Raw genomic sequence first — 23,806 nt, forward strand, 5'->3', positions numbered from 1 at the left:
CAACACGCTGCGCATGTCGATCAGTTACGCTGCGTGGCCCGGGCCGCCTCGTCGGCCGCCCCGCCCGCGCCGACGAGCCCGGAGCGCATCCCCTGCAGCCGGGGCGCGAACCGCCGCATCTCGCGCTGGCCGACCGTCCCGATGAGCGCCGGCAGCGAGCCGCGCACGCCCTGCATGCCGCGCAGCCACCACTGCCCGTAGACATGCGCCGAGCGCCGCTCGATCCCGGCGACGATCCGGTCCGCCGCGGGACCCAGCGGGTAGGTCTTGTTCGACGGCCAGGGCAGCCGCTGCCGCAACTCCCGCATCACGTCGTCCTGGTCGGCGCCGCGCACCATGTCGGTGTCGGTCCAGGACAGATAGGCGACGCCGACGCGCACGCCCTGGTAGCCGACCTCGGCCCGCAGGCTGTGCGCGTAGGCCTCCACGCCCGACTTGGAGGCGCAGTACGCCGTCATCATCGGCGCGGGCGTGAGCGCGGCGAGCGAGGCGACCTGGAGCAGATAGCCCCGGCTCTCCACGAGCACCGGCAGGAACGCGCGCGCGGTCACGGCCGAGCCGATCAGGTTGACCTCGATCACGCGCCGCCAGGCCACCGGGTCGGAGTCCGCGAACGGACCGCCCGTCGCCACCCCGGCGTTGGCGACCACGATGTCGACCTTCCCGAAGCGTTCCTTCACCTCCCGCGCGACCCGGCTCATGGTCTCGTGGTCGGTGACGTCGGCGTACCAGTGGGCGCTGTCGCTGTGCAGCCGCCCGGAGACCTCCTTGAGCGCCTCCTCCTCCAGTCCGACCAGCGCGACCTTGGCCCCGCGCGCGGACAGCTTGCGCGCCAGCAGTTCGCCGACGCCGCGCGCCGCTCCCGTGACGACCGCGACCTGCCCTTCGAGGCTGACCCTGCTCATGCGCCCTCCTTCATCCGCACGGGGCCGGCCCCCGTGACGTACGTGCCGACGAGTTCACGGATGCGGCCGGTCACCGGCTCCGGCGCCTCGATGGGGGTCATGTGGCCGATGCCGGGCAGTTCGGTGACGCCGGCGCAGTGCGGCAGCGCGGCGGCCAGCGCGCGGGCGTGCACGGGCGGCGTGAGCCGGTCGGACGCGCCGTGCAGCACCGCGGTGGGCACGCCCAACCGCCGTACGCCGTCGTCGAGATCGAGCGTGTCCAGGACGACCGACCAGGCGTGGCGCACCGCGCGCGGACAGGCGTGCACGATCCGCGCGCACGCCTCCACCCGGTGCGGGGCGGAACCGGCGCCCATGGTGGCGTACTTGAGGATGCTCTTGGCCACCGGTGTGACGGGCCCGAGCGGGGCGCGCGAGCCGAGGACGCGAGCGGTGATCCAGTTGCGCACGCGCCCGGCGCGCAGCGGCACCACGCGCGCCTCGGCGACCAGCCGTGAACTGCCCGTGCTGCACAGCAGGACGGCGGCGGCGTGCTCCCGGAAGCGGGGGCGCCCGGCGGCGGCCATGACCGTCATGCCGCCCATGGAGTGGCCGGCTATCAGCGCCTTCTCACCGGGTGCGAGCGTCTCGGCGAGCACCGCTTCGAGATCGTCCGCCAGCGCCCGGGTCGTGCACGCGGGGCTCGCGGGACTGCGCCCGTGCCCCCTCTGGTCGTAGGCGATCACCCTGTGGTCGGCCGCCAGGTCCCGTATCTGGGCCGCCCAGAACGCCGTGGAGCAGGTCCAGCCGTGGGAGAGGACGACGGCGGGCGCGTCCTCGGGGCCGTGCACCTCGACATGCAGCCGGGCGCCGTCGGCGGAGACGGCGGTGAGGGTGCGGGCGGGAACGGGCGGGGTCCAGGCGCCGGTGCGGACGGAGCGGGACCGGCTCATGCGGTAGCCCGCCCCGGCTCGCCGGCCACCGCGGTCCGCCGTGCCGCCGGCCTGCGGACGACCTCGTACTCCGCGAGGTCCACCCGCCGGGTGGCGCGCCGGAACTCGGTCGTCGTACCGGGCCAGATGGTGGTGTTGCGGCCGCTCGGGTCCAGGTACCAGCTGGTGCAGCCGCCGGTGTTCCACACGGTGCGCTTCATCCGCTCCTGGACCCGGTCGTTCCAGGAGTCCACGGCGCCGGGCCGGGCGTCGAGGGCGGCCCGGCCGCCGAGGACGCGGAGCTGGCGCAGATAGTCGGCCAGGTAGTTCAGCTGGGACTCGATCATGAGGATCATGGAGGAGTTCCCGAGGCCGGTGTTGGGCCCGATGATGGTCAGGAAGTTCGGGAACCCGGCCGCCGAGGCGCCGCGCAGCGCCCGCATGCCGTCCTTCCAGGACTCCGCGAGCGTGACGCCCTCCGCGCCGACCACGCGCTCGGCGATCGGCATGTCCGTGACGTGGAAGCCGGTGCCGAAGACGATCACGTCGGCCTCGGCCTCGGTGCCGTCGGCCGCCACCAGCGTCGAGCCGCGGACCTCGCCGAGGCCGCTCGCGACGACGTCCACGTTGGGCCTGGCCAGCGCCGGGTAGTACGCGTTGGACAGCAGGATCCGCTTGCAGCCGATGCGGTAGTCCGGGGTCAGTCTGGCGCGCAGCGCCGGGTCCTTGACGGCGCGGGCCATGTTCCGCCGGGCGAGCTGTTCGACGAGGCCGAGTTCCTCCGGGTGCTTGGTGAACGCCTGCACCTGGAGTTCCCGCAGGCCCCACAGCAGTCCGCGCCGGGCCTGGGCGGTGACGGGCAGCCGCCGGTGCAGCCACCGCTCGGCGCCGCTGATGGCGCGGTCCACGCGGGGCATCACCCACGGCGGGGTGCGCTGGAAGAGGGTGAGCCGGCCGACCTGGGGCTGGATGGCGGGCACGATCTGGATCGCGGAGGCGCCGGTGCCGACCATGGCGACCCGCTTGCCGCGCAGGTCGTAGTCGTGGTCCCAGCGGGCGGAGTGGAACACCTTGCCCGGGAAGGACTCCAGGCCCGGGATGCCGGGGATCTTCGGGTCGGACAGCGGTCCGGTGGCGGAGACGACGACGTCGGCGCGCAGGGTGCCGCGGGTGGTCTCGATGGTCCACCACAGGTTGTCGGTGTCCCAGGTCATCAGCGTGACCTCGGAGTCGAGGCGGAGGTGCGGGCGCAGTCCGAACAGGTCGGTGACGTGCTCCAGGTAGGCGCGGATGTGCCGCTGCCCGGAGAAGGTGCGCGGCCAGTCCGGGTTGGGCGCGAAGGAGAAGGAGTACAGGTGCGAGGGCACGTCGCAGGCGCACCCGGGGTAACTGTTGTCCCGCCAGGTACCGCCGACACTGCCCGCCCGCTCCAGGACGACGAAGTCGGTGACTCCCTCGCGGCGCAGCCGCACGGCGGCCCCCAGCCCGCCGAACCCGGACCCGATCACCGCCACCCGTACATGCTCGTGCTCGGCCATCCCGAAGCCTCCACGCATCACCTAGGAACTCTGCCAGTGAACACTGGCGCAATGGGACTGTAGAGCAGCCACCTACCGAGCGGTAGGGGTCGGGAGAAGGAAGTTACCGGCGGTACACCATAGGCTGCGGGCGTGGCACAGGACGCAGAGCACAGCGACGGCACGCGCGAGTACCGCATGGAGGAACTGGCCCGGCTGGCCGGCATCACCGTGCGCACCCTGCGCTTCTACCGCGAGCGGGGGCTGCTCCCGGCACCCCGCCGGGAGGGCCGCATCGCCTGGTACGACGACCACCACCTGGCCCGGCTGCGCACCATCGCGGCCCTGCTGGAACGCGGCCACACCCTGAACGGCATAGCCGAACTGGCCGAGGCGCTCGACCAGGGCCGCGACGTCGCCGACCTGCTCGGCGTCGGCACGCCCACCGAGGAGGAGCCGGTCCGCCTCACGCCCGAGGAACTCGCCGCCCGCTTCGAGGGCGAGGTGACCCCGGAGAACCTGGCCGCCGCCATGGAGCTGGGCTACCTCGGCACCGACGGCGACGAGATCGTCCACATCAGCCGGCGCCTGCTGGACGTCTCCTCGGCGCTGGTGCGCGAGGGCATCCCGCTCGCGGAGGTGCTGGCGGCCGCCGCCCGGGTGCGCGCGCACGCCGAGGCCCTGGCCGGCCTGTTCGCCGACGTGATCCTGCGGCACGGGCCCGAGGAGGACCTGCGGCGCCTGCGTCCGCTGGCCCGCAGCGTCGTGGAGGCGGAGCTGTCGCTGGCGCTGGACCGCGTCCTGGACAAGCGGGACTGAGCGCTCAGAGGTCGTAGACGACGGTCACCGGCGCGTGGTCCGACCAGCGCTCGGCGTGGGTGGCCGCGCGCTCCACGAAGCCCTTGACCGCCCGGCCGGCGAGCCCGGGCGTGGCCATGTGGTAGTCGATGCGCCAGCCGGAGTCGTTGTCGAACGCCCGCCCGCGGTACGACCACCAGGTGTAGGGCCCTTCGGCGTCCGGGTGCAAGGCGCGCACGACGTCGACGTACCCGCCCTCCTTAGCGGCGAGGACCCGGCCGAGCCAGTCGCGCTCCTCCGGCAGGAAACCGGCCTTCTTGGCGTTGCCGCGCCAGTTCTTCAGGTCGGCCTCGCGGTGGGCGATGTTCCAGTCGCCGCAGACGAGGACCTCGCGCCCGTCGGCGGCGGCGCGTGCGCGCAGCTCCTTCAGGTGGGCGAGGAACGTGTCCATGAAGCGGACCTTCTCGTCCTGGCGCTCCGTGCCGACCTCACCGGAGGGCAGATAGAGCGAGGCGACGGTCAGGCCGGGCAGTTCGGCCTCGGCGTACCGGCCGCTGCCGTCGAACTCGGCCGAGCCGAAGCCGGTCCGGACCCGGTCGGGCTCGCGCCGGGTGTAGAGGGAGACGCCCGCGCGGCCCTTGGCGGCGGCCGGGGCGTGCAGCACGTGCCAGCCCTCGGGCCGGCGGACCTCCTCGGGCAGCTGGTGCGGCTCGGCGCGCACCTCCTGGAGGCAGACGACGTCCGCGTCCGTCCCGGCCAGCCACTCCACGAAGCCCTTCTTCGCGGCCGCTCGCAGCCCGTTCACGTTCACCGAGGTCACAGTCAGCACGCGGGCACGATACCGGCACACTGGACCAGGTCCGAAAAACCCGGGACCACCGCCGACTGCATAGAAGTACGATACTCAGTATGAATATTCGCCGTGTCCCCTTCGACCACCCCGACGCCGTGAAGCTCAACGACGAGGTCCAGGCCGAATACCACCAGCGCTACGGCGACGGGGGCGACGCCACGGTCCTGGAGCCCGCCGACTTCGACCCGCCCCGGGGCGTGTACCTGATCGCCTACGACGAGCTGGGCCGCCCGGTGGCGACCGGCGGCTGGCGCAGCCAGGACCGCAACCCGGAGGGCAACGAGGACGGCGACGCCGAACTCAAGCGCATGTTCGTCATCACGGAGATGCGCGGCTTGGGCCTGGCCCGCCGGATGCTCGCGGCACTGGAGGAGGACGCCCGCGCGGCCGGCCGCGTCCGCATGGTCCTGGAGACGGGCACCAAGCAGCCGGAGGCCGTCGCCCTGTACACCTCCAGCGGCTACGAGCCGTGCGCGAAGTTCGGCTACTACCGCCACTACGAGGAGAGCCTCTGCTACGCCAAGCGGCTCTGAGCCGCCCCGGAAACGACGAAGATCCCGCCGGTCTGACGACCGACGGGATCTCATCGTGCAGTGGACCTGAGGGGATTCGAACCCCTGGCCCCCTCGATGCGAACGAGGTGCGCTACCGGACTGCGCCACAGGCCCTTGCAACGAGTGAAACTCTAGCATCCCGATCCGGGTGCTCGGAAATCCGCTCCCTGACTGGTCAGGGCCCCGATGCCCGGGGAGTGACCAGGGTCACTCGTTGGCCGCGCGGGGCCGCTCGCCGTCCTCGTACTGGTCGAACAGCGGCGTGCGTCCGCGCTCGCGCGTCCGGCGTGCCGAGGCCGCGCCGGGGCCGCCGCGCGAGCGGGAGCGGGCGTGCGGGACGCCGTCGGCCCGGCCGTCCGCCGGCTCCTGCCCGGGCCGCCCGCCCGGCGCACCGTCCGGCACCCGGGCCGCGTCCTGCTCCGGCACGACCGTGCTGGACCGCGCCGAACTCCAGGTGTCGGGCGCCCCGAGGTCCACGCCGGAGGCGGCGCGCGGGGCGACGGGCGCGGTGACGTACGTCGGCAGCGGCACCGGCACCGGGTCCCAGCTCTCGCCGTGCCCGGGCCGGCGCTGCCGCTCGCGCTGCTGGTCGACCCACTCGGCGTGGTCGGTCTGCTCGACGAGGGCACGCCGGTCGGCGGCGAGCGCGGACAGCCCGGTCTCGGTGCCGGTGTCCTGGCCCTCCTGCGGCGCCTGCCCGTCCGTGCCCTCTTCCAGCGGCGGGCGCCGGCGCGGCTGGCGTTCCCGCAGGCGCTGGGCGGCGGCCTCGGCGCGCCGGCGGTCCATCTGGTAGGCGAAGCGGCGGTGTTCCTGCGCGCGCAGGTAGGCGATGTAGGTACTGAGCAGCACGGCCGGGGCGGCGGGCGCCCACAGGAAGGCGAGTCCGCCGACGGCGGCGATGACCGTGCCGAACGTGAAGGCGAGGAAGAGCATCACGGTGGTGCGCCGCCGGCGTGCGAGCACCTTCGAGCGCTGGGCGCGCGCCGCGGCCGTCTGCGCCGAGAGCGCCTGCCGTGCCGCCGCTTCCCGGTCCCGCTGCTGTGCGGGTACGGCGACGGACGCGGGCTCCGGTTCGGCGGCCGCCCGGGGCTCCGGCGCGGCGGTCTGCTCGGCCGCCGGTCCGGGGCCGCCGGACGGCTCGGGCTCGGCCTCCGGGGAGGGCTGACGGCGCGTCGGAGGCACGGCGAAGGCCCGGACGTCCACCGAATCGGTGACGGCGTCCGGATCGACGGCGTCCGGCTCCCCCTCCTGGGCGGAGCGCGCCCGCAGGTCCCTGGCGTACCGGCGCTCCATGCCCGCCCGTCCGGAAAGCAGCCGGATGGCGGTGCTGAAGCGTTCCGTCGGACGGGCCTCGTTCAGCTCGTCCTGCCTACGGAGCCACATCGGCACCAAGTAGGCGGCCCAGGCCCCGACAATGACTGCGTAGATGAGGCCGCTGCTGCTCACGCCTCACACGGTAGAGGGGTTTGCGTGAGGCCATCCGCCAATTGGGCCGGTGTGTCGCACGATCCGGCTCATATTTCCAGCATTTTTGCGACCGAGGAATTCGAACGTATTTTCAATTCACTGGCTCTCGGTGCGCTGGGCACCCTGGGAGCGGTTCCGGCGCCAGCGCGCGAGCAGCCCGTCGGGCACCTCTTCCGCGGTAAGCGCGTAGACGAGATGGTCGCGCCAGGCGCCGTCGATGTGCAGATAGCGCGGGCGCAGCCCCTCCTCGCGGAATCCGAGTTTCTCCACCACGCGCCGGCTCGGCCGGTTCTCGGGGCGAATGCAGACCTCGACGCGGTGCAGACCGACCGTGCCGAAACAGTGGTCCACCACGAGCGCGACCGCCGTCGGCATCACTCCGCGCCCGGCCACCGCCTCGTCCACCCAGTAGCCGACGTGCCCGGAGCACATCGAGCCCCAGGTGATCCCGGCGACCGTGAGCTGCCCGACCAGCCGCCCCTGGTATTCGATGACGAACGGCAGCATCCGGCCCGCGCCGGCCTCGGAGCGCAGGTGCCGGACCATCTGGCGGTAGGTCGGCCGGTGCGCGACCGGTCCGCTCGGCGTGGGCGGCGGGATCGTCGCCTCCCACGGGCGCAGCCAGTCGCGGTTGCGCCGGTTCACCTCGCGCCAGGCCCGCTGGTCGCGCAGCTTTATCGGCCGGAGGACGACATCGCCGTCCACCAGCTCGACGGGCCAGGAAGGGCTGTTCAGCTCGCACCCCCGCTGCCCGGTCCGGGGTGGTCGCCGCCGCGGAGCTGGTCGACCGCGTGCACCAGCAGCGGCTCCAGCACGGCGAGACCGTCCCGCACCCCGCCGGTCGACCCGGGCAGGTTGACGATCAGCGTCCGTCCGGCCACGCCCGCCAGGCCCCGGGAGAGCGCCGCGGTCGGCACCTTCTCCCGCCCGTGGGCGCGGATGGCCTCCGCGATGCCCGGCACCTCGTGGTCGATCACCGCGCGGGTCGCCTCCGGGGTGCGGTCGGTGGGCGACAGGCCGGTGCCCCCGGTGGTGACGACGACGTCGTAGCCGGCCGCCACGCCCTCGCGCAGGGCCGCCTCCACGGGAGCGCCGTCGGGGACCACGCGGGGGCCGTCCACGGCGAACCCGAGGCCGGCGAGTGCGTCGGCGATCAGCGGGCCGCCCCGGTCCGCGTACACGCCCGCCGAGGCCCTGTTGGAGGCCGTGACCACCAGAGCGCGACGGGTCATGCCCGGCTCCAGTCGCCCGACGCGCCGCCCGTCTTCTCCTCCACCCGTACGTCCGTGATGACCGCTCCCTTGTCGACCGCCTTGACCATGTCGATCACGGTGAGCGCGGCGACCGTCACCGCGGTGAGGGCCTCCATCTCCACGCCCGTGCGGTCCGTGGTCTTCACGGTGGCCAGGATCTCCACGGCGTCGTCCGCGACCGACACATCCAGTTTCACACCGGACACCGACAGCGGGTGGCACAAGGGGATCAGCTCCGGGGTCCGCTTGGCTCCCATGATCCCGGCGATGCGCGCGGTCGCGAGGGCGTCGCCCTTGGGCACCCCCTCGCCGCGCAGCAGCTCGACCACGCGGGGTGAGACGAGGACCCGGCCGCTGGCACGGGCGGTGCGCGCGGTCACGTCCTTCCCGGATACGTCGACCATGCGGGCCGCGCCCGCCTCGTCGATGTGCGTCAGTCGGTCGTGCGTACTCATGGCTGCGGCGCTCCCGGTCCGGGCCCGGCGCGGTGCGCGGCGCGGGCCTGCTGTGCGCGACACGGTACCGCCAAGCCGGCCCGGACAGCGGACCAGGACCGGCCTGCGGACGGAGGGACCCGCGCCTGCCTCAGCCGAGCGGCACGACCTCCACCTCGGTGCCGGGCTCGACGCTCTCCACGTCCTCCGGCACGACGATCAGCGCGTCCGCCTGGGCGAGCGCCGCGACCAGGTGGGAGCCGGCCCCGCCCACCGGCGTCACCTTCCCGTCGGCGTACGTCCCGCGCAGGAACTGGCGGCGTCCCCCGGGCGAGCGCAGCGCCGCGTCCGCCGTCAGGACGGCCCGGACGCGGGGCCGGTGCAGATCGGTGAGGCCCATCAGGGCGCGGATGGCGGGGCGGACGAACAGCTCGAAGGAGACGTACGACGACACCGGGTTGCCGGGCAGCGCCAGCAGCGGGATGTGGTCGGGGCCGATGGACCCGAAGCCCTGGGGCTTGCCGGGCTGCATGGCCAGCTTGCGGAACTCCACGCCGGCGCCCGCCTCGTCCTCGTCGCCGACGTACGCCAGCGCCTCCTTGACCACGTCGTACGCGCCCACGCTCACCCCGCCGGTGGTCACCAGCAGGTCCGCGCGGATGAGCTGGTCCTCGATGGTCGTGCGCAGGGTCTCGGCGTCGTCGGCGACGGCGCCCACCCGGTAGGCGATGGCGCCCGCGTCCCGCGCGGCGGCGGTGAGGGCGAAGCTGTTGGAGTCGTAGATCTGACCGGTGGCCAGTTCCTCGCCGGGCTGGACGAGTTCGCTGCCCGTGGAGAGCACGACCACGCGCGGGCGCGGGCGCACCCGCACGGTGCCGCGGCCGATCGCGGCGAGCAGCGCGATCTGCGGCGGGCCGAGGATCGTCCCGGCCGCCAGGGCCCGGTCGCCGGCCCGTACGTCGCCGCCCCGGTCCCGCACGTGCGCGCGTGCCTCGACGGGCCGGTACACGCGCACCTGGCCCTCGGCGCCCTCCGGGGCCAGGCTGCGCGCCCGCATGCCGCTCGCCGGGCCCTCGCCGAGCCCGCCGTCGGTCCACTCGACCGGGACGACGGCCTCGGCGCCGGGCGGCAGCGGCGCCCCGGTCATGATCCGCGCGGCCTGACCGGGGCCGACCCGCACCGGGTCGCCCGCGCCGGCCGCCACGTCCCCGACGACCTCCAGGGCCGCCGGGAACTCCTCGCTCGCGCCCGCGACGTCCGCCACCCGCACCGCGTACCCGTCCATGGAGCTGTTGTCGAACGGCGGCAGCGACACCGCCACCGTGACCTCGTCGACCAGGACGCAGCCCTGGGCGTCGAGCAGTTGCAGCTCGATGGGTTCGAGCGGCCGGACGGTCGAGAGGATGTCCTCCAGGTGCTCGTCCACCGACCACAGGTCGTCCGGGCCGGCGGGGCGGGTCGCGGGGCTGGTCAAGGTCGCTGCATCTCCTCGGCTACGTAACTGCGGAGCCAGGTCCGGAAGTCCGGTCCCAGATCCTCACGTTCGCATGCGAGTCTGACAATGGCACGCAGGTAGTCGCCGCGGTCGCCGGTGTCGTAGCGGCGGCCGGTGAAGACGACGCCGTGCACCGGGCCGCCGACCTTCTCGTCCTGCGCGAGCTGCTGGAGGGCGTCGGTGAGCTGGATCTCGCCGCCGCGGCCCGGCTCGGTCTGGCGCAATATGTCGAAGACGTGCGGGTCGAGGACGTACCGGCCGATGATGGCGTACCGCGACGGGGCGTCCGCCGGATCGGGCTTCTCGACCAGTCCCGTGACCTTCACCACGTCGCCGTCGGCGGTGGCCTCCACGGCGGCGCAGCCGTAGAGGTGGATCTGCTCGGGGGCGACCTCCATGAGGGCGACCACGCTGCCGCCGTGCCGCTCCTGGACGTCGATCATGCGCCGCAGCAGCGGGTCGCGCGGGTCGATCAGGTCGTCGCCGAGGAGGACGGCGAAGGGCTCGCGGCCGACGTGCGGGGCCGCGCACAGCACGGCGTGACCGAGTCCCTTCGGGTCGCCCTGGCGCACGTAGTGCATGGTCGCCAGGTCGCTGGACTCCTGGACCTTCGCCAGCCGTTCGGCGTCGCCCTTCTTCTGCAGCGCAGATTCCAGCTCGTAGTTGCGGTCGAAGTGGTCCTCGAGGGGGCGCTTGTTGCGTCCGGTGACCATGAGGACGTCGTCGAGCCCCGCCGACACGGCCTCTTCGACCACGTACTGGATCGCAGGCTTGTCGACGACGGGCAGCATCTCCTTGGGAGTGGCCTTGGTAGCCGGCAGGAAGCGGGTGCCGAGCCCGGCGGCCGGGATGACAGCTTTGCTGATCCTGGGGGACTGAGTCATGCCCGCCACAATATCCGGTGCCTTTGCTGGGAATCTGTGGCTCCCGGCGGCTTGACCCTCATATGACCCGCATTAAGAAGGAGACGAGGACGAGCAGTGGAAGACGGCGGACCCAAGGGCCACCCTGGCAAACGGATGTTGCGGCGGGAATTCCTCCGGGTGAGGAACAGGTTGCCGGCGGACGACGTCCGCGAGACGGGCCGTGTGCTGGCCGAGCGCGCGCTGGAACTGCCCGAGCTGGCCCGGGCGCGGACGGTGGCCGCGTATGCCGCGGTGGGCGGCGAACCGGACACCCGGCCGCTGCTGGACGCGCTGCGTGCGCGGGGCGTGCGGGTGCTGCTGCCGGCGCTGCTGCCCGACGACGACCTGGACTGGGGCGAGTACGCCGGCCCGGACTCCCTGACGCCGGTCCGGCACGGCGGGAAGATGGCTCTTTTCGAACCCTCCGGCGCGCGGCTCGGCCCGGACGCCGTGACGGCCGCGGACGCCGTCCTGCTGCCCGGGCTCGCGGTGGACGCGCGCGGGATGCGCCTGGGGCGCGGCGGAGGGTCGTACGACCGGGTGCTGGCCCGGCTGGAGCGCGCGGGCGCGCGCCCGTGGCTCGTGGTGCTGCTCTACGACACGGAGGTCGTCGCGCGCGTCCCGGCCGAGGCGCACGACAAACCGGTGCACGCGGTGGTGACGCCCTCGGGCGCGCGCCGCTTCACCGGCCCCTGACCGGCTTCCCCGCCGCCGCGCCCGCTGGGATGAGCCGGCCGCCGGGAAGGAGAACGGCCCTCCACGCGCGCGTGGAGGGCCGTTCTCAGTGCGGTGCCGTACGGGTCACGGCTTCAGCACGAGGGTGTCGCTCGTGTTCTTGTCCACCGACTTGGCCGAGAACGACCAGGGCAGCAGTTCGCCCTTGGCCCACTTGCCCGTCTGGTCGGTGTAGTGCGCGCTGAAGGCGTGCCCGGAGGCGCCGGCCAGGTTGATCCACTTGGACTTGTCGAGGTCGGCGAGGTTGACGACCATCCGCATCGACGGCACCCAGACCACGTTGTAGCCGCCGGCGGCGTTCCAGCCGGTGGCGTTCACCGCGGCCTCGCCGCCGCTGAGCTTCCACGGGCCGCGGTTGAGCAGGTACTGCACCACCTTGGGGCCCTCGGTGCCGAGCGTCTGGTTCTTCAGGAACAGCCGGTGCAGCCGGCCCCAGCTCCAGGTGTCGATGTCCTTGCCCAGCTTGGCGGTCAGCTCCCAGCGGGCGTCGATCATGGCACGGGCGAGGAGCTGGTCGCGGTTGTCCGCGGCGGGCCGGGTGCCCGCCTTGGGCGTCTTCCACCAGTCGCTGTCCGGCTTGTCCAGCAGGGTGCGCACGACCTCGAACCAGCGGTCGCCGCCGTCCGGCTGCGCCTGGTCGGCGTCGCGCTCGCCGCACTCGCGGACCTTGGTGTCGTCGTCCACCGGGCCGGTGCTGTCGATCTTCTCGACCCACAGGCACTGGCCCTTGACCCGCACCTCCTTGGGCAGCTTGTTGCCGAAGGCCAGCTTGAGGATGTTGCGCCAGACCGCGTTGAAATAGGCGGCCGCCGCGGAGTCGGCGTCCTGGGTGTAGTCCCAGCCCTCCAGCAGTTTCTGCGCCTGGCGGACGTCCGGGTCGTCCAGGTTCAGCTTCAGCAGCCTGGGCACCAGCAGCTTGGCGATCTCGCTGCTGTTGTCCAGCTGCATCTGCCGCATGTCGTCGGTGGAGATCTTGCCGCCGCCCTTGATCTTGGACTCGATCAGGTCGGTGATGCGCTGGCTGCGGGTGCCGTAGCCCCAGTCGGTGGTCAGCGTGTACGGGTACGCCGCCTGGTCGACCACGGCCTGGTTGGCGGTGACGATGTAGCCGCGCGCGGGGTCGTACTCGTAGGGCAGCTCGTCCTGCTTGACGAAGCCCGTCCAGCGGTACCCGGAGTCCCAGCCGGGCGCCGGCAGGGCGCCGGCGTCCTTGGCCGGGCGCGTCGGGATCCGGCCGGGCAGCGTGTAGCCGATGTGGTTGTCCGTGCTGGCGTAGACGAGGTTCTGCGAGGGCACGTCGAAGCGGGCCGCCGCCGCGCGGAACTCGTCCCAGCCGCCGGCCTTGTCGAGGGCGAACACGGCGTCCATGGAGGTGCCCGGGTCGAGCGCGGTCCACCGCAGGGCGATGCCGTAGCCGTCGCCCCGGTCGGGCGCGGCGGTGTTCACGGTGGCCTTCCGGCCGACCTGGACGAGTTCGTCGTCGCGGTCGGACAGCAGCGGCATGCCGTCCTGGGTCTGGCGGACGACGATCGTCTTGGCCTCGCCGCCGGCGACCTTGATGGTCTCCTCGCGGGTCTTGAACGGCCGCACCTTGCCGTCGTACAGGTAGCCGTTCGCGCTGACCTTCTCCAGGTAGAGGTCGGTGACGTCGACACCGGAGTTGGTCATGCCCCAGGCGATCTTCGCGTTGTGGCCGATGATCACACCGGGCATACCGGCGAACGTGTAACCCGAGACGTCGTACTGGCACTTGTCCGAGACGGTCCGGCAGTGCAGGCCCATCTGGTACCAGACCGACGGCACGGACGCCGACAGGTGCGGGTCGTTGGCGAGCAGCGGCTTGCCGGTGATGGTGTACTTCCCGGCCACCACCCAGGAGTTGGAGCCGATGCCCTGGCCGTTCACGCCGACGGCCGAGGGCAGGCCGTCCAGGACCTCGGTGAGGCCGCCGAGCTGGCCCGTGAGCGCCGATCCCGTCCCGGCCGTGCCGGAGGTGCCCGTCGTGCCCGTGGTCCCGGTCGTGCCCGTGGTCCCGGTCGTGCCCGTGGTCCCGGTCGTGCCGGTGGTTCCCGTGGTCCCGGTGGTCCCCGTCGTGCCCGTGGTCCCCGTCGTTCCCTCCGAGCCCGAGGAGCCGCTCTGCCGGAAGGCCTGCGTCAGCTGGTCGTACTGGCCCTCCTGCACGATCGGCTTGTTACGGCCGTACGGATAGGCCGGGTACAGGTCCTGGATCTGCTGCGGGCCGAGCCGGCTGGTCATCAGGGCGCGGTCGATCTCGTCGCGCATGTTGCCGCGCAGGTCCCAGGCCATCGCCTTCAGCCACGCGACGGAGTCGACCGGGGTCCACTTCTGCGGCTTGTAGTCGTTGGTGAGCCCCAGGGCCGCGTACTCCAGGGAGAGGTCCGCGCCGTCCTTGCCCTGGAGGTAGGCGTTGACGCCCTTGGCGTACGCCTGGAGGTACTTCTTGGTGGCGGCCGACAGCTTGGTGTCGTACTCCTGCTGCGCGATCCGGTCCCAGCCGAGGGTGCGCAGGAACTCGTCGTTCTTGACCTGGCTCTTGCCGAACATCTCCGACAGGCGCCCGGAGGTCATGTGCCGGCGCACGTCCATCTCGTAGAACCGGTCCTGCGCCTGGACGTAGCCCTGCGCCATGAACAGGTCCTCGTCCGAGGAGGCGTAGACCTGCGGGATGCCGTAGCCGTCCCGTCTGACGTCGACCGGTCCGGACAGGCCGTCGAGCCGGAGGGAGCCGGTGGTCTGCGGGAAGGAGGCGCGGACGGTGCTGATCGACCAGTACGCCCCGTAGGCGATGCCGCCGACGAGGGCCAGGACGAGCACCAGCACGAACAGTCGGGCTTTGCGCCCCTTCTTCCTGCCGGACTTGACGGACGTGGCACCCGTGGTGGCGGTGTCACCCGTTGTGGCGGTGGTGTTGGGGGGCATCGCTGTCCTTGCTGTCCTAACGCGAGCGGCAGGTCGGGCTGTGACTTTGAATGAGCGCTGGAGCAACCATAGGCGCAGGGCCCTGTCCCGCTTGACGCGGAGTCGGGAACCAGCGCGCACGAGCGTTCGATCTTGCCCTGGGGAACGTCAAGAAAGCGTCAAGAGTTAGGTAAGGTAACGAAGTATCCGGAGATCCCCGGACCTCGCCCGAGGAGGAACGCCCGCTGACTGTTCACCACCTCAACCAGCTGCTGCTCGTCTGCTCCGTCGTCCTGCTCGTCGCCGTCGCGGCCGTGCGGATCTCCTCCCGCAGCGGGCTCCCCAGCCTGCTCGTGTACCTGGGCATCGGCGTGCTCATGGGCCAGGACGGCCTCGGCCACATCCACTTCGACAGCGTCGAGGTGACCCAGGTCATGGGCTACGCGGCCCTCGTCGTGATCCTCGCCGAGGGCGGCCTGGGCACGAAGTGGAAGGAGGTCCGGCCGGTCCTGTCCTCCGCCTCGGTCCTGGCGACGGTGGGGGTCGCGGTCAGCGTGGGGGTCACCGCGGCCGGCGCGCACTGTCTGGTCGGGCTGGAGTGGCGGCAGGCGCTCATCGTGGGCGCGGTGGTGTCCTCGACCGACGCGGCGGCGGTCTTCTCGGTGCTGCGCAGGATTCCCCTGCCCGCGCGTGTGACGGGCACCCTGGAGGCCGAGTCCGGCTTCAACGACGCCCCGGTGGTCATCCTGGTCGTCGCCTTCTCCACCGCCGGTCCGGTCGAGCACTGGTACCTGCTGCTCGGCGAGATCGTCCTGGAGCTGGCCCTCGGCGCGGCCATCGGGATCGCCGTGGGCTGGGTCGGCGCCTGGGGCCTGCGGCACGTGGCGCTGCCCGCGTCCGGCCTCTACCCGATCGCCGTGATGGCCATCGCCGTCACCGCGTACGCCGCCGGCGCGCTGGGCCACGGCAGCGGCTTCCTCGCCGTCTACCTGGCCTCCATGGTGCTCGGCAACGCCCGGCTGCCGCACTGGCCCGCCACCCGCGGCTTCGCCGAGGGGCTCGGCTGGATCGCCCAGATCGGCATGTTCGTCGTCCTCGGCCTGCTGGTCACCCCGCACGAGCTGGGCGACGACGTCTGGCCCGCCCTGCTCATCGGGCTGGTGCTGACCATGGTGGCCCGGCCGCTGAGCGTGCTGTGCAGCCTGACGCCGTTCCGGGTGCCGTGGCGCGAGCAGGCGCTGATGTCGTGGGCGGGGCTGCGCGGCGCCGTCCCCATCATCCTGGCCACCATCCCGATGGTGAACGGCGTCGGCGGCAGCCGCCGGATCTTCAACATCGTCTTCGTCCTGGTCGTGGTCTACACGCTCGTGCAGGGCCCGACCCTGCCCTGGCTGGCGCGCGTCCTGCGGCTGGGCGAGCAGGGCGAGGCGTCGGACCTCGGCATCGAGTCGGCGCCCCTGGAGCGGCTGCGCGGGCATCTGCTGTCCGTCACGGTGCCCGAGGGGTCGCGGATGCACGGGGTGGAGATCAGCGAGCTGCGGCTGCCGCCCGGTGCGGCGGTCACCCTGGTGGTGCGCGAAGGAAAATCGTTTGTTCCGCTGCCCGCGACGGTGCTGCGGCGCGGTGACGAGCTGCTGGTCGTGGCCACCGACCCGGTCCGCGACGCCGCCGAGCGGCGGCTGCGCGCGGTCGCCCACGGCGGCAAGCTGGCGGGCTGGCTGGGCACGGACGCGGCCGGCGGGACGGACGGCGGGCGGTGACGGCGTGCGCCCTGCGGTCCGCGGCTCCACGGCTCCGCGGCTCCGCGGCTCCGCGGCTCTGCGGCTCTGCGGCTCCGCGCAATCCCAGGTGGCAGCCTTCATGGTGCTCGCTTTCACAGCCGTGCCGGGAGTGGTCCCTGTACGATGAAGGCGCACCCTGATCGAACCAACTCTGCCTGACGCAGAGCTGGCGCGACCGTATGGCGGCCGGGTCGCCCCGTGGGCGTCGGCATCTACCGCAGTCCGCGCAAGAGGACAGCTCTCGGCGCCCGGCCCGCACGGGGCCCGCGCGCTACCAGGCGGCAGAAAGGCACGGGCCGTGGGATCCACGGTCACCACCGAACCGGAGAAGACCTCACCGGCGTCCTCCCGCCCCGGATACGGACAGCTGCTGCGCACCCGCGGCGCCTGGACGTTCCTGATCCCCGGCTTCGCGGCGCGCCAGCCGTTCGCGATGCTCACCCTCTCCATCGTGCTGCTCGTCCAGCACACCACCGGCTCGTACGGCGCCGCCGGCGCCGTAGCGGCCGCCACCGGCGTCTCCATGGCGGTGTTCGCGCCGTACAGCGGCCGGCTGGCCGACCGTTACGGCCAGCGCGCGGTCCTGCTCCCCGGGGTGCTGGCGCACACGCTCTCCGGCCTGTCCCTGACGGCCCTCGCGCTGGCCCACGCGCCGCTGTGGGCGCTGTTCGCCGCGGCCGTCCCGACCGGCGCCTCGGTGCCGCAGGTCGGCCCCATGGTGCGCGCCCGCTGGGGCGTGAAGCTCCAGGGCTCGCCGCTGATGACCACCGCGGCGGCGTTCGAGTCGGTCACGGACGAGCTGACCTTCGTCTTCGGCCCGCTGCTGGCGACCGCGCTGTGCACCGCCGTGGCCCCGGCCGCCGGCCTGGTCACGGAGGCCGGGCTGACCCTCGTCGGCGGTCTCCTCTTCGCCGCGCAGAAGAGCACCCAGCCGCCGGTCACCGCCGGGAACGGCCAGACGCGCGAACGGCACGTCCCGGCGCTGCGCGTCCCGGGCGTGCGCGTGCTGATCGTGACCTTCCTGGGCATCGGTTCGGTCTTCGGCGGCATGCAGGTGTCGCTCGCCGCCTTCACCGAGTCGATCGGCGAACCCGGCATGAACGGCGTCCTGTACGGCGTCTTCGCCGCCGGCAACATGCTCTCCGGCGTCGTCTGCGGCGCGATCGCCTGGAAGGCGGCACCCCACAAGCGCCTCGTGACCGGCTACACCGCGCTCGCGCTGGCCGCGTCCGCGCTGTGGACGGCGCACTCCGTGCCGCTGCTCGCCGCGCTCGGCCTGCTGGTCGGCATGTGCATCGCGCCGTCGCTGATCACCGGCTACACGCTGGTCGAGGGCCTGGTCGCACCGGGCGCCCGCACGGAGGCCTTCACCTGGCTGACCGGCGCGGTCGCGCTCGGCCAGGCCGCCGCCGTCACGGTCGCGGGACAGCTGGAGGACCGGCTGTGGGACGGCGCGGGATTCCTCGTGCCCATGGCCGGTACCGTGCTCGCACTGGCCACCCTGCTGGCCCTGCGTTCCCGGCTCGTCACGCGGCCCCGCCACCACACGGTCGCACGTGGCGTCGGTCACCGCGCCCCGGTCACGGTGGACTGATCCCCGGGAATACGTCACTATGGACCGTCGTTAGCACTCATTGAGTGAGAGTGCCAGGAGGAAGACAGTGCCGACCTACCAGTACCAGTGCACCGAGTGCGGCGAGGGCCTTGAGGCGGTGCAGAAATTCAGCGATGACGCCCTGACCGAGTGCCCCAGCTGCCAGGGCCGCCTGAAGAAGGTGTTCTCCGCGGTCGGCATCGTCTTCAAGGGCTCCGGGTTCTACCGCAACGACTCCCGCGGCTCCTCGTCGAGCAGCACCCCGGCGTCGAAGCCGGCCGCCTCGTCGTCCGACGCCAAGACGTCCTCGTCTTCGACCTCGTCCTCGTCGACGTCGTCTTCTTCGTCGTCGTCTTCGTCGTCCAGCTCCACCAGCAGCTCCGCCGCCTGAGGCGTCTCACCCGGACCCTGCCGTCGCCCGACGGCAGGGTCTTCGGCGTACCGTCCGCCGCTTCGCGGACGGGAAGCGGGCGCCGGACGACGGCCCGCTAGTGTGCTGGTCATGGCGAACGCAGAGATCGGCGTAATCGGCGGCTCGGGGTTCTACTCCTTCCTCGACGACGTCACCGAGGTCCGGGTGGACACCCCGTACGGAGCACCCAGCGACTCCCTCTTCCTCGGCGAGGTCGCCGGCCGCCGGGTCGCCTTCCTGCCCCGCCACGGCCGCGGCCACCACCTGCCGCCGCACCGCATCAACTACCGGGCCAACCTGTGGGCGCTGCGCTCGGTCGGCGTGCGACAGGTCCTCGGCCCCTGCGCGGTGGGCGGCCTGCGTCCCGAGTACGGCCCCGGCACCCTGCTCGTGCCGGACCAGTTCGCGGACCGGACCAAGTCCCGGGCGCAGACCTACTTCGACGGGCTGCCGCTGCCCGACGGCACCGTGCCGAACGTCGTTCACGTCTCCATGGCCGACCCCTACTGCCCCACCGGGCGGGCCGCCGCGCTGAAGGCGGCCCGCGGCCGGGACTGGGAACCGGTGGACGGCGGCACGCTGGTCGTGGTCGAGGGTCCGCGTTTCTCGACGCGCGCCGAGTCCCTGTGGCACCGGGCCCAGGGCTGGTCGGTGGTGGGCATGACCGGCCACCCGGAGGCGGCGCTCGCCCGGGAACTGGAGCTGTGCTACACGTCGCTGACCCTGGTCACCGACCTGGACGCGGGCGCCGAGACCGGCGAGGGAGTCTCGCACGAGGAGGTGCTGCGGGTGTTCGCGGCCAACGTGGACCGGCTGCGCGGGGTCCTGTTCGACGCGGTGGCGGCCCTGCCGGAGACCGGCGCCCGGGACTGCCTGTGCGCCGGTGCCCTCGGCGGGATGGACCCGGGGTTCCGGCTGCCGTAGCGCGGGGCGCGGGCCGGAGACCGCGGGCAGCGGGCTGCGGGCTGCGGGCTGCGGGCTGCGGGCTGCCGTAGCGTGGGCCGCGGGGCGCGGGCCGGTAAGCGGAACTCCCCCTTCGGGTGAGCGAGTTATCCACAATCCGCGCCCGGTCCACCGGCCCCGACGGGATCCGGCGCGAGGCGTCATGGTGGCAGCACACGCCGAATCCCTCGTCGCAGGCGGTGATCCCGATGCCCTCGTACGCCCCGGACCCGAACCCGGCCCCGGACCCGCAGCCGAACCTGCACCCGCAGCCGTACCCGAGTCCGCACCCGAGCCCGCAACATCCGCACCCGAGCCCGCACCCGTATCCGTACCCGAGTCCGCGCCCGGGCCCGAATCCGCGCCTGGGCCACAGCCCGCCGCTCTTCCGGCCGCCGCGCCCGCTGGGCACGGACGCCCCGGCGACGCGCGAGGTGCCCGCGTTCGATCCGGTGGGCGTGCGCGGCGGGCGGTACCGGCCGCACGGGCTCGTCCGGCACCGCGGGCGGGCCGTCGCGGCCGGCCTGGCGGTGACGGCGGCGGCGCTGGTGGCCGCGGGGCCCGGAACCGGCGCGGAGCCGGACGGCGCGGGGCGCGCGCACGGGCACCGCGCCACCGCTCCGGTACGACGGCACCCGGCGGAACGGCTGGTGACGGCACCGGTGCGGATCGCCGACGCCGCCACGGTGCGGTTGCTGCGGCCCGGTGACCGCGTCGACGTCATCGCGGCGCAGGACGCGTCCGCCGGGGGCGGTGCCCGGGTGCTGGCGCGCGGCGTGCGGGTGACGCGGGTGCCGCGGCCGCTGGACGGCGCGGCCGAGAGCGGGGCCCTGGTCGTGCTGTCGGTGCCACGGGCCACGGCGGCCCGGCTGGTCGGCGCGGCCGCCACCGCACGCCTGGCGGTGACGCTGTGCTGAAACCCCTCCTACAGAAGGTCGTCAGCCTGCTGTCAAGTAGCTCGATCGAGTTACGGCAGTGGACAGCCTGGCCACACCGTGCCGTAGGTTGCGGAGCGTTTCGTTCCCCACCCTGTGTACGCGAGGAGAGTCCCCCACGTGAGCGCGAAGAAGGAACCGAGCGTCTGGCACGGCTTCAAGGCCTTCCTGATGCGCGGCAACGTCATCGATCTGGCGGTCGCCGTGGTCATCGGCGCGGCCTTCACGAACATCGTCAACTCGGTGGTGAAGGGGGTCATCAACCCGCTGGTCGGTGCGATCGGCACGCAGAACCTCGACCACTACAGCTCGTGTCTGAAGGACCCGTGCGCGGTGGCCGCGGACGGCACGGTCAGGAGTGGTGTGCCGATCCTGTGGGGTTCCGTCCTGGGCGCCACGCTCACCTTCGTGATCACGGCGGCGGTGGTGTACTTCCTGATGATCCTGCCGATGTCCAAGTACCTGGCCCGGCAGGCGGACCGCAAGGCGGCGCGGGAGGGCACCAAAGAGATCGTCGAGGTGTCCGAGCTGGAGGTGCTCAAGGAGATCCGCGACGCCCTGCTGGCCCAGCGCGGCCCGGGACAGGACAGGTCCTAGGGACGGTCGCACGGCAGACGGAACTGGCCGGGCCGGCTCTGGCGGCGCCGCCGGCTCAGAGGTGGTGGGGCGGCTTCTCGTCGAGGAAGCGCTTCAGGTCGGCGGCGCCGTCGCCGGCCGGGCGCTCGCCCCACCCGCGGTCGGTGTCGTCCGAGGACTGCTGGTCCAGCGGGTCGTCGAAGACCAGCGCGGGCCTCGGGGCGCGCGGCTCGGGTTCGGGGGCGGTGCTCATGCCCCAAGGGTACGGCGCCCGCGTGACCGCCCCGGCGAGCCGCCCGTCCCGCCGCCGGACCGGGCGGGCGCCGCCGCTCCGGCCGGCTGGTCCCCCTGGCGCGGGCGGCGGGCTGGGTGAGACTGGCGTGCATGACAGCTGACGCATTGACGGATGTCGCCGGGCTGCGGGTGGGGCACGCCACCCGCGCCGGGGACGGCTGGCTCACCGGCACCACGGTCGTCCTGGCCCCCGAGGGCGGCGCCGTCGCCGCCGTGGACGTGCGCGGCGGCGGGCCCGGCACCAAGGAGACCGACGCACTGGATCCGCGCAACCTGGTGGGCCGGGTCGACGCCGTGGTGCTGACCGGAGGGAGCGCGTACGGACTCGACGCGGCGTCGGGGGTGATGGCCTGGCTGGAGGAGCGGGGCCGCGGGGTGCCGGTGGGGACGGACCCGGCGCACGTGGTGCCGGTGGTGCCGGCGGCCTGCGTGTTCGACCTGGGGCGCGGCGGGGACTTCCGCGCGCGTCCGGACGCGGCGACGGGGCGCGCGGCGGTGGAGGCCGCGGCGGCGAGCGCGCCGGGCGCGCGGGTGCCCGAGGGTTGCGTGGGCGCCGGCACGGGCGCCGTCGCCGGGCTGCTCAAGGGCGGCGTGGGCACCGCGAGTACGGTGCTCGGCTCGGGGATCACGGTGGCCGCGCTGGTGGTCGTGAACGCCGCGGGCGCGGTCCTGCACCCGGAGACGGGCGTGCTGTACGGGGAGTTGTTCCAGGGGCGGGTGGCCTGTCCGCGGGAACGGGTGCACGAGGCGGCCACCCGGCGCCTGGCGGAGGCCGCCGCCACCCACACCGCCCCGCCGCTCAACACCACGCTGGCGGTGGTCGCGACGGACGCCGGCCTGACCAAGGCGCAGGCGCAGAAGCTGGCGGGCACGGCGCACGACGGGATCGCCCGCGCGGTGCGGCCGGTGCATCTGCTGCACGACGGGGACACGGTGTTCGCGCTGGCGACCGGCGACCGCCCGCTGGACGCCCACCCGTTGGCGCTCAACGACATCCTGGCCGCCGGCGCGGACCTCGTGACGCGCGCGATCGTACGGGCCGTGCGGGCCGCCGCGCCGGTCCACGGGCCGGGCGGCACCTGGCCGTCGTACGGGGAGCTGTACGGGGAGAAGTGAAGGCGGCGCGCCGTACGGAAGGCACGGGCCGGGCCCTTCGGGGGCTGGATTGTCGCGGTTCTGTCACGTGACGGCGTTCGGGCAGGCGGAAGGGAACCTTCCCCGGCACCGGCGCCCTCTTCCCTCACGACCGGAACGGATCCCGTACCTCACACGAACCTGGAGCAGCCCGTGACAACGCCGGACATTACAGCGCGGCGCGCACTCGGGGCCTGTGCCGCCCTGATGGTCGGCGCCCTCACCCTGACCGCCTGCGGCGGCAGCGCCACCGCGAACAACGACGACGGCAAGGGCGGCAAGGACTCCCCGAAGACGTCGGCGGCGAAGATAGCGATATCCGCCAAGGACGGCGCGACCGGGGCGTCCATCAACGCCACCGGCGTGAAGGTCAGCGACGGCCGGCTGACCGAGGTGAAGATGACCGTGGCGGGCTCGGGGCAGACCGTGCCCGGGGCGATATCGGCGGACGGCCACAGCTGGAAGCCGAAGCAGCAGCTGGAGCGCGGGACGAAGTACGAGATCAACGCGACCGCGAAGGACGGCGAGGGCCGCACCGCCGCGGCCAACTCCATCTTCTCCACCGTCACCACGTCGAACAGCTTCATCGGCACCTACACGCCCGACAACGGCGCGACGGTCGGCGTCGGCATGCCGGTGTCCTTCACCTTCGACAAGTCGATCACCGACAAGAAGGCCGTGCAGGCGCACATCAAGGTCGGCACCAACAGCGGCCAGCAGGTGGCCGGGCACTGGTTCGGGGACCGGCGGCTGGACTTCAGGCCGCAGGAGTACTGGAAGGCCGGCTCCAAGGTCACGCTGGACATCGACCTGGACGGCGTCGAGGGCGCCAAGGGTGTCTACGGCGTGCAGAAGAAGACCGTGTCCTTCACCGTCGGCCGGTCGCAGGTCTCCACGGTCGACGTCCACACGCAGACCATGACGGTGGTGCGGGACGGCCGGACCCTGAAGTCGGTGCCGATCTCGGCGGGCAGCCCGCAGCACACCACGTACAACGGGCAGATGGTCATCTCGGAGAAGTTCGTGCAGACCCGCATGAACGGCTCGACGGTCGGCTTCGGCGGGGAGTACGACATACCGGACGTGCCGCACGCGATGCGGCTGACGTCGTCGGGGACGTTCATCCACGGCAACTACTGGTACAACAAGGGCAACCCGCCGTTCGGCCGGGAGGGCACCAGCCACGGCTGCGTCGGCCTCGCGGACGTGCAGGGCGCGCAGGGCGACACCAGCGCCAAGTGGTTCTACGACAACTCGCTCGTCGGGGACGTCGTGATCGTGAAGAACTCCCCCGACACCACCGTCTCCCCCGACAACGGTCTCAACGGCTGGAACATGTCGTGGAGCGCCTGGACCGCCGGGAGTGCCGCCTGACCGGCGGGTTTTGACAGG

Annotated in this window: 23 protein-coding genes and 1 tRNA gene; 11 read left to right on the forward strand and 13 right to left on the reverse strand. The window is 73.0% G+C overall.

Going from position 1 to position 23,806, the window contains the following annotated elements:
* Positions 1 to 20: 20 nt before the first annotated feature.
* The 3 genes from ACH4OA_RS09910 to ACH4OA_RS09920 are packed head-to-tail and all read right to left on the reverse strand — an operon-like array spanning position 21 to position 3,354.
* Positions 21 to 905, reverse strand: coding sequence for an SDR family oxidoreductase (locus ACH4OA_RS09910; RefSeq protein WP_397946083.1), 885 nt, complete (start codon positions 903 to 905; stop codon positions 21 to 23).
* Entirely contained in the window at positions 902 to 1,837 is a 936-nt protein-coding gene (locus tag ACH4OA_RS09915; RefSeq protein WP_397968482.1) for an alpha/beta fold hydrolase, read from the reverse strand. Before ACH4OA_RS09915 ends, ACH4OA_RS09910 begins: the two co-directional genes overlap by 4 nt.
* The gene (locus ACH4OA_RS09920) at positions 1,834 to 3,354 is read right to left on the reverse strand and encodes a flavin-containing monooxygenase (RefSeq protein WP_397968485.1); all 1,521 of its coding nucleotides are present in this window, start codon (positions 3,352 to 3,354) and stop codon (positions 1,834 to 1,836) included. The genes ACH4OA_RS09915 and ACH4OA_RS09920 overlap by 4 nt, the downstream gene beginning before the upstream one ends.
* A 177-nt stretch (positions 3,355 to 3,531) precedes the next feature.
* Between ACH4OA_RS09920 and ACH4OA_RS09925 the strand changes: the two genes are divergently transcribed.
* Entirely contained in the window at positions 3,532 to 4,152 is a 621-nt protein-coding gene (locus ACH4OA_RS09925; protein ID WP_365875129.1) for a MerR family transcriptional regulator, read from the forward strand.
* A 4-nt stretch (positions 4,153 to 4,156) separates the two neighbouring features.
* On the opposite strand, the gene ACH4OA_RS09930 is transcribed toward ACH4OA_RS09925, so the two are convergent.
* Complete coding sequence (locus ACH4OA_RS09930) at positions 4,157 to 4,960, reverse strand: exodeoxyribonuclease III (RefSeq protein ID WP_397968487.1); 804 nt, start codon at positions 4,958 to 4,960, stop codon at positions 4,157 to 4,159.
* A gap of 80 nt (positions 4,961 to 5,040) precedes the next feature.
* Between ACH4OA_RS09930 and ACH4OA_RS09935 the strand changes: the two genes are divergently transcribed.
* Entirely contained in the window at positions 5,041 to 5,517 is a 477-nt protein-coding gene (locus ACH4OA_RS09935; RefSeq protein ID WP_397946086.1) for a GNAT family N-acetyltransferase, read from the forward strand.
* A 61-nt stretch (positions 5,518 to 5,578) separates the two neighbouring features.
* On the opposite strand, the gene ACH4OA_RS09940 is transcribed toward ACH4OA_RS09935, so the two are convergent.
* From ACH4OA_RS09940 to galU, 7 genes are all read right to left on the reverse strand, one after another.
* Positions 5,579 to 5,652 (reverse strand) — tRNA-Ala (locus tag ACH4OA_RS09940).
* Between the two features lie 93 nt (positions 5,653 to 5,745).
* Positions 5,746 to 6,984, reverse strand: coding sequence for a gephyrin-like molybdotransferase receptor GlpR (glpR, locus tag ACH4OA_RS09945; RefSeq protein ID WP_397937889.1), 1,239 nt, complete (start codon positions 6,982 to 6,984; stop codon positions 5,746 to 5,748).
* Between the two features lie 117 nt (positions 6,985 to 7,101).
* Positions 7,102 to 7,710: a GNAT family protein gene (locus ACH4OA_RS09950; RefSeq protein WP_365875123.1), complete on the reverse strand. Its 609-nt coding sequence runs from the start codon at positions 7,708 to 7,710 to the stop codon at positions 7,102 to 7,104.
* 26 nt (positions 7,711 to 7,736) lie between these two features.
* Entirely contained in the window at positions 7,737 to 8,237 is a 501-nt protein-coding gene (locus ACH4OA_RS09955; protein ID WP_397946088.1) for a molybdenum cofactor biosynthesis protein B, read from the reverse strand.
* A complete protein-coding gene (gene moaC / locus ACH4OA_RS09960; protein ID WP_365875127.1) occupies positions 8,234 to 8,713 on the reverse strand; it encodes a cyclic pyranopterin monophosphate synthase MoaC in 480 nt (159 codons plus the stop codon). The genes ACH4OA_RS09955 and moaC overlap by 4 nt, the downstream gene beginning before the upstream one ends.
* Positions 8,714 to 8,843: 130 nt before the next feature.
* Positions 8,844 to 10,166 carry a gephyrin-like molybdotransferase Glp gene (gene glp, locus ACH4OA_RS09965; protein ID WP_397968490.1) on the reverse strand — a complete coding sequence of 441 codons (1,323 nt, stop codon included), beginning with the start codon at positions 10,164 to 10,166 and terminating at the stop codon, positions 8,844 to 8,846.
* Positions 10,163 to 11,071: a UTP--glucose-1-phosphate uridylyltransferase GalU gene (gene galU, locus ACH4OA_RS09970; RefSeq protein ID WP_365941993.1), complete on the reverse strand. Its 909-nt coding sequence runs from the start codon at positions 11,069 to 11,071 to the stop codon at positions 10,163 to 10,165. The genes glp and galU overlap by 4 nt, the downstream gene beginning before the upstream one ends.
* A gap of 135 nt (positions 11,072 to 11,206) precedes the next feature.
* On the opposite strand from galU, the gene ACH4OA_RS09975 reads away from it, so the two are divergent.
* Positions 11,207 to 11,788, forward strand: a complete 582-nt coding sequence (locus ACH4OA_RS09975; RefSeq protein ID WP_397968493.1) for a 5-formyltetrahydrofolate cyclo-ligase — start codon at positions 11,207 to 11,209, stop codon at positions 11,786 to 11,788.
* Between the two features lie 105 nt (positions 11,789 to 11,893).
* Here ACH4OA_RS09975 and ACH4OA_RS09980 read toward each other — a convergent pair whose 3' ends face one another.
* Positions 11,894 to 14,767 (reverse strand): penicillin acylase family protein, encoded by a 2,874-nt coding sequence (locus tag ACH4OA_RS09980; RefSeq protein WP_397968495.1) that lies wholly within the window; start codon positions 14,765 to 14,767, stop codon positions 11,894 to 11,896.
* A gap of 224 nt (positions 14,768 to 14,991) precedes the next feature.
* On the opposite strand from ACH4OA_RS09980, the gene ACH4OA_RS09985 reads away from it, so the two are divergent.
* The 6 genes from ACH4OA_RS09985 to mscL all read left to right on the forward strand — a co-directional run bounded on the left by ACH4OA_RS09985 (position 14,992) and on the right by mscL (position 21,007).
* The gene (locus ACH4OA_RS09985) at positions 14,992 to 16,506 is read left to right on the forward strand and encodes a potassium/proton antiporter (RefSeq protein WP_397938107.1); all 1,515 of its coding nucleotides are present in this window, start codon (positions 14,992 to 14,994) and stop codon (positions 16,504 to 16,506) included.
* A gap of 319 nt (positions 16,507 to 16,825) precedes the next feature.
* Positions 16,826 to 18,121: an MFS transporter gene (locus ACH4OA_RS09990; RefSeq protein ID WP_397937879.1), complete on the forward strand. Its 1,296-nt coding sequence runs from the start codon at positions 16,826 to 16,828 to the stop codon at positions 18,119 to 18,121.
* A 67-nt stretch (positions 18,122 to 18,188) separates the two neighbouring features.
* Positions 18,189 to 18,512 (forward strand): FmdB family zinc ribbon protein, encoded by a 324-nt coding sequence (locus tag ACH4OA_RS09995; protein ID WP_397937877.1) that lies wholly within the window; start codon positions 18,189 to 18,191, stop codon positions 18,510 to 18,512.
* A 111-nt stretch (positions 18,513 to 18,623) separates the two neighbouring features.
* Positions 18,624 to 19,457, forward strand: a complete 834-nt coding sequence (locus ACH4OA_RS10000; protein ID WP_365878906.1) for an S-methyl-5'-thioadenosine phosphorylase — start codon at positions 18,624 to 18,626, stop codon at positions 19,455 to 19,457.
* 227 nt (positions 19,458 to 19,684) lie between these two features.
* Positions 19,685 to 20,392, forward strand: coding sequence for a hypothetical protein (locus tag ACH4OA_RS10005; RefSeq protein WP_397968497.1), 708 nt, complete (start codon positions 19,685 to 19,687; stop codon positions 20,390 to 20,392).
* A 138-nt stretch (positions 20,393 to 20,530) separates the two neighbouring features.
* Positions 20,531 to 21,007, forward strand: a complete 477-nt coding sequence (mscL, locus tag ACH4OA_RS10010; RefSeq protein ID WP_397968498.1) for a large conductance mechanosensitive channel protein MscL — start codon at positions 20,531 to 20,533, stop codon at positions 21,005 to 21,007.
* Between the two features lie 55 nt (positions 21,008 to 21,062).
* Here the strand turns inward: mscL and ACH4OA_RS10015 are convergent, their stop codons facing one another.
* Positions 21,063 to 21,239, reverse strand: coding sequence for a hypothetical protein (locus ACH4OA_RS10015; protein WP_397937869.1), 177 nt, complete (start codon positions 21,237 to 21,239; stop codon positions 21,063 to 21,065).
* 131 nt (positions 21,240 to 21,370) lie between these two features.
* On the opposite strand from ACH4OA_RS10015, the gene ACH4OA_RS10020 reads away from it, so the two are divergent.
* Together ACH4OA_RS10020 and ACH4OA_RS10025 are read left to right on the forward strand one after the other, a co-directional pair.
* Positions 21,371 to 22,396, forward strand: coding sequence for a P1 family peptidase (locus ACH4OA_RS10020; RefSeq protein WP_397968501.1), 1,026 nt, complete (start codon positions 21,371 to 21,373; stop codon positions 22,394 to 22,396).
* Between the two features lie 171 nt (positions 22,397 to 22,567).
* Entirely contained in the window at positions 22,568 to 23,788 is a 1,221-nt protein-coding gene (locus ACH4OA_RS10025; protein ID WP_365878916.1) for an Ig-like domain-containing protein, read from the forward strand.
* Positions 23,789 to 23,806: the final 18 nt, after the last annotated feature.

This window comes from Streptomyces sp. NPDC017095, assembly GCF_044332325.1.
GTDB lineage: Bacteria > Actinomycetota > Actinomycetes > Streptomycetales > Streptomycetaceae > Streptomyces.

Bases quoted from the DNA above. Each gene is read 5' to 3' on its own strand.
- galU (WP_365941993.1), bottom strand. From the start codon at position 11,071: ATGACTCAGTCCCCCAGGATCAGCAAAGCTGTCATCCCGGCCGCCGGG.
- ACH4OA_RS09920 (WP_397968485.1), bottom strand. From the start codon at position 3,354: ATGGCCGAGCACGAGCATGTACGGGTGGCGGTGATCGGGTCCGGGTTC.
- ACH4OA_RS09975 (WP_397968493.1), top strand. From the start codon at position 11,207: ATGTTGCGGCGGGAATTCCTCCGGGTGAGGAACAGGTTGCCGGCGGAC.
- ACH4OA_RS09955 (WP_397946088.1), bottom strand. From the start codon at position 8,237: ATGACCCGTCGCGCTCTGGTGGTCACGGCCTCCAACAGGGCCTCGGCG.
- ACH4OA_RS09915 (WP_397968482.1), bottom strand. From the start codon at position 1,837: ATGAGCCGGTCCCGCTCCGTCCGCACCGGCGCCTGGACCCCGCCCGTT.
- ACH4OA_RS09910 (WP_397946083.1), bottom strand. From the start codon at position 905: ATGAGCAGGGTCAGCCTCGAAGGGCAGGTCGCGGTCGTCACGGGAGCG.
- moaC (WP_365875127.1), bottom strand. From the start codon at position 8,713: ATGAGTACGCACGACCGACTGACGCACATCGACGAGGCGGGCGCGGCC.
- ACH4OA_RS09980 (WP_397968495.1), bottom strand. From the start codon at position 14,767: ATGCCCCCCAACACCACCGCCACAACGGGTGACACCGCCACCACGGGT.
- ACH4OA_RS10015 (WP_397937869.1), bottom strand. From the start codon at position 21,239: ATGAGCACCGCCCCCGAACCCGAGCCGCGCGCCCCGAGGCCCGCGCTG.
- ACH4OA_RS10005 (WP_397968497.1), top strand. From the start codon at position 19,685: ATGCCCTCGTACGCCCCGGACCCGAACCCGGCCCCGGACCCGCAGCCG.
- ACH4OA_RS09925 (WP_365875129.1), top strand. From the start codon at position 3,532: ATGGAGGAACTGGCCCGGCTGGCCGGCATCACCGTGCGCACCCTGCGC.
- ACH4OA_RS10020 (WP_397968501.1), top strand. From the start codon at position 21,371: ATGACAGCTGACGCATTGACGGATGTCGCCGGGCTGCGGGTGGGGCAC.
- ACH4OA_RS09935 (WP_397946086.1), top strand. From the start codon at position 5,041: ATGAATATTCGCCGTGTCCCCTTCGACCACCCCGACGCCGTGAAGCTC.
- ACH4OA_RS10000 (WP_365878906.1), top strand. From the start codon at position 18,624: ATGGCGAACGCAGAGATCGGCGTAATCGGCGGCTCGGGGTTCTACTCC.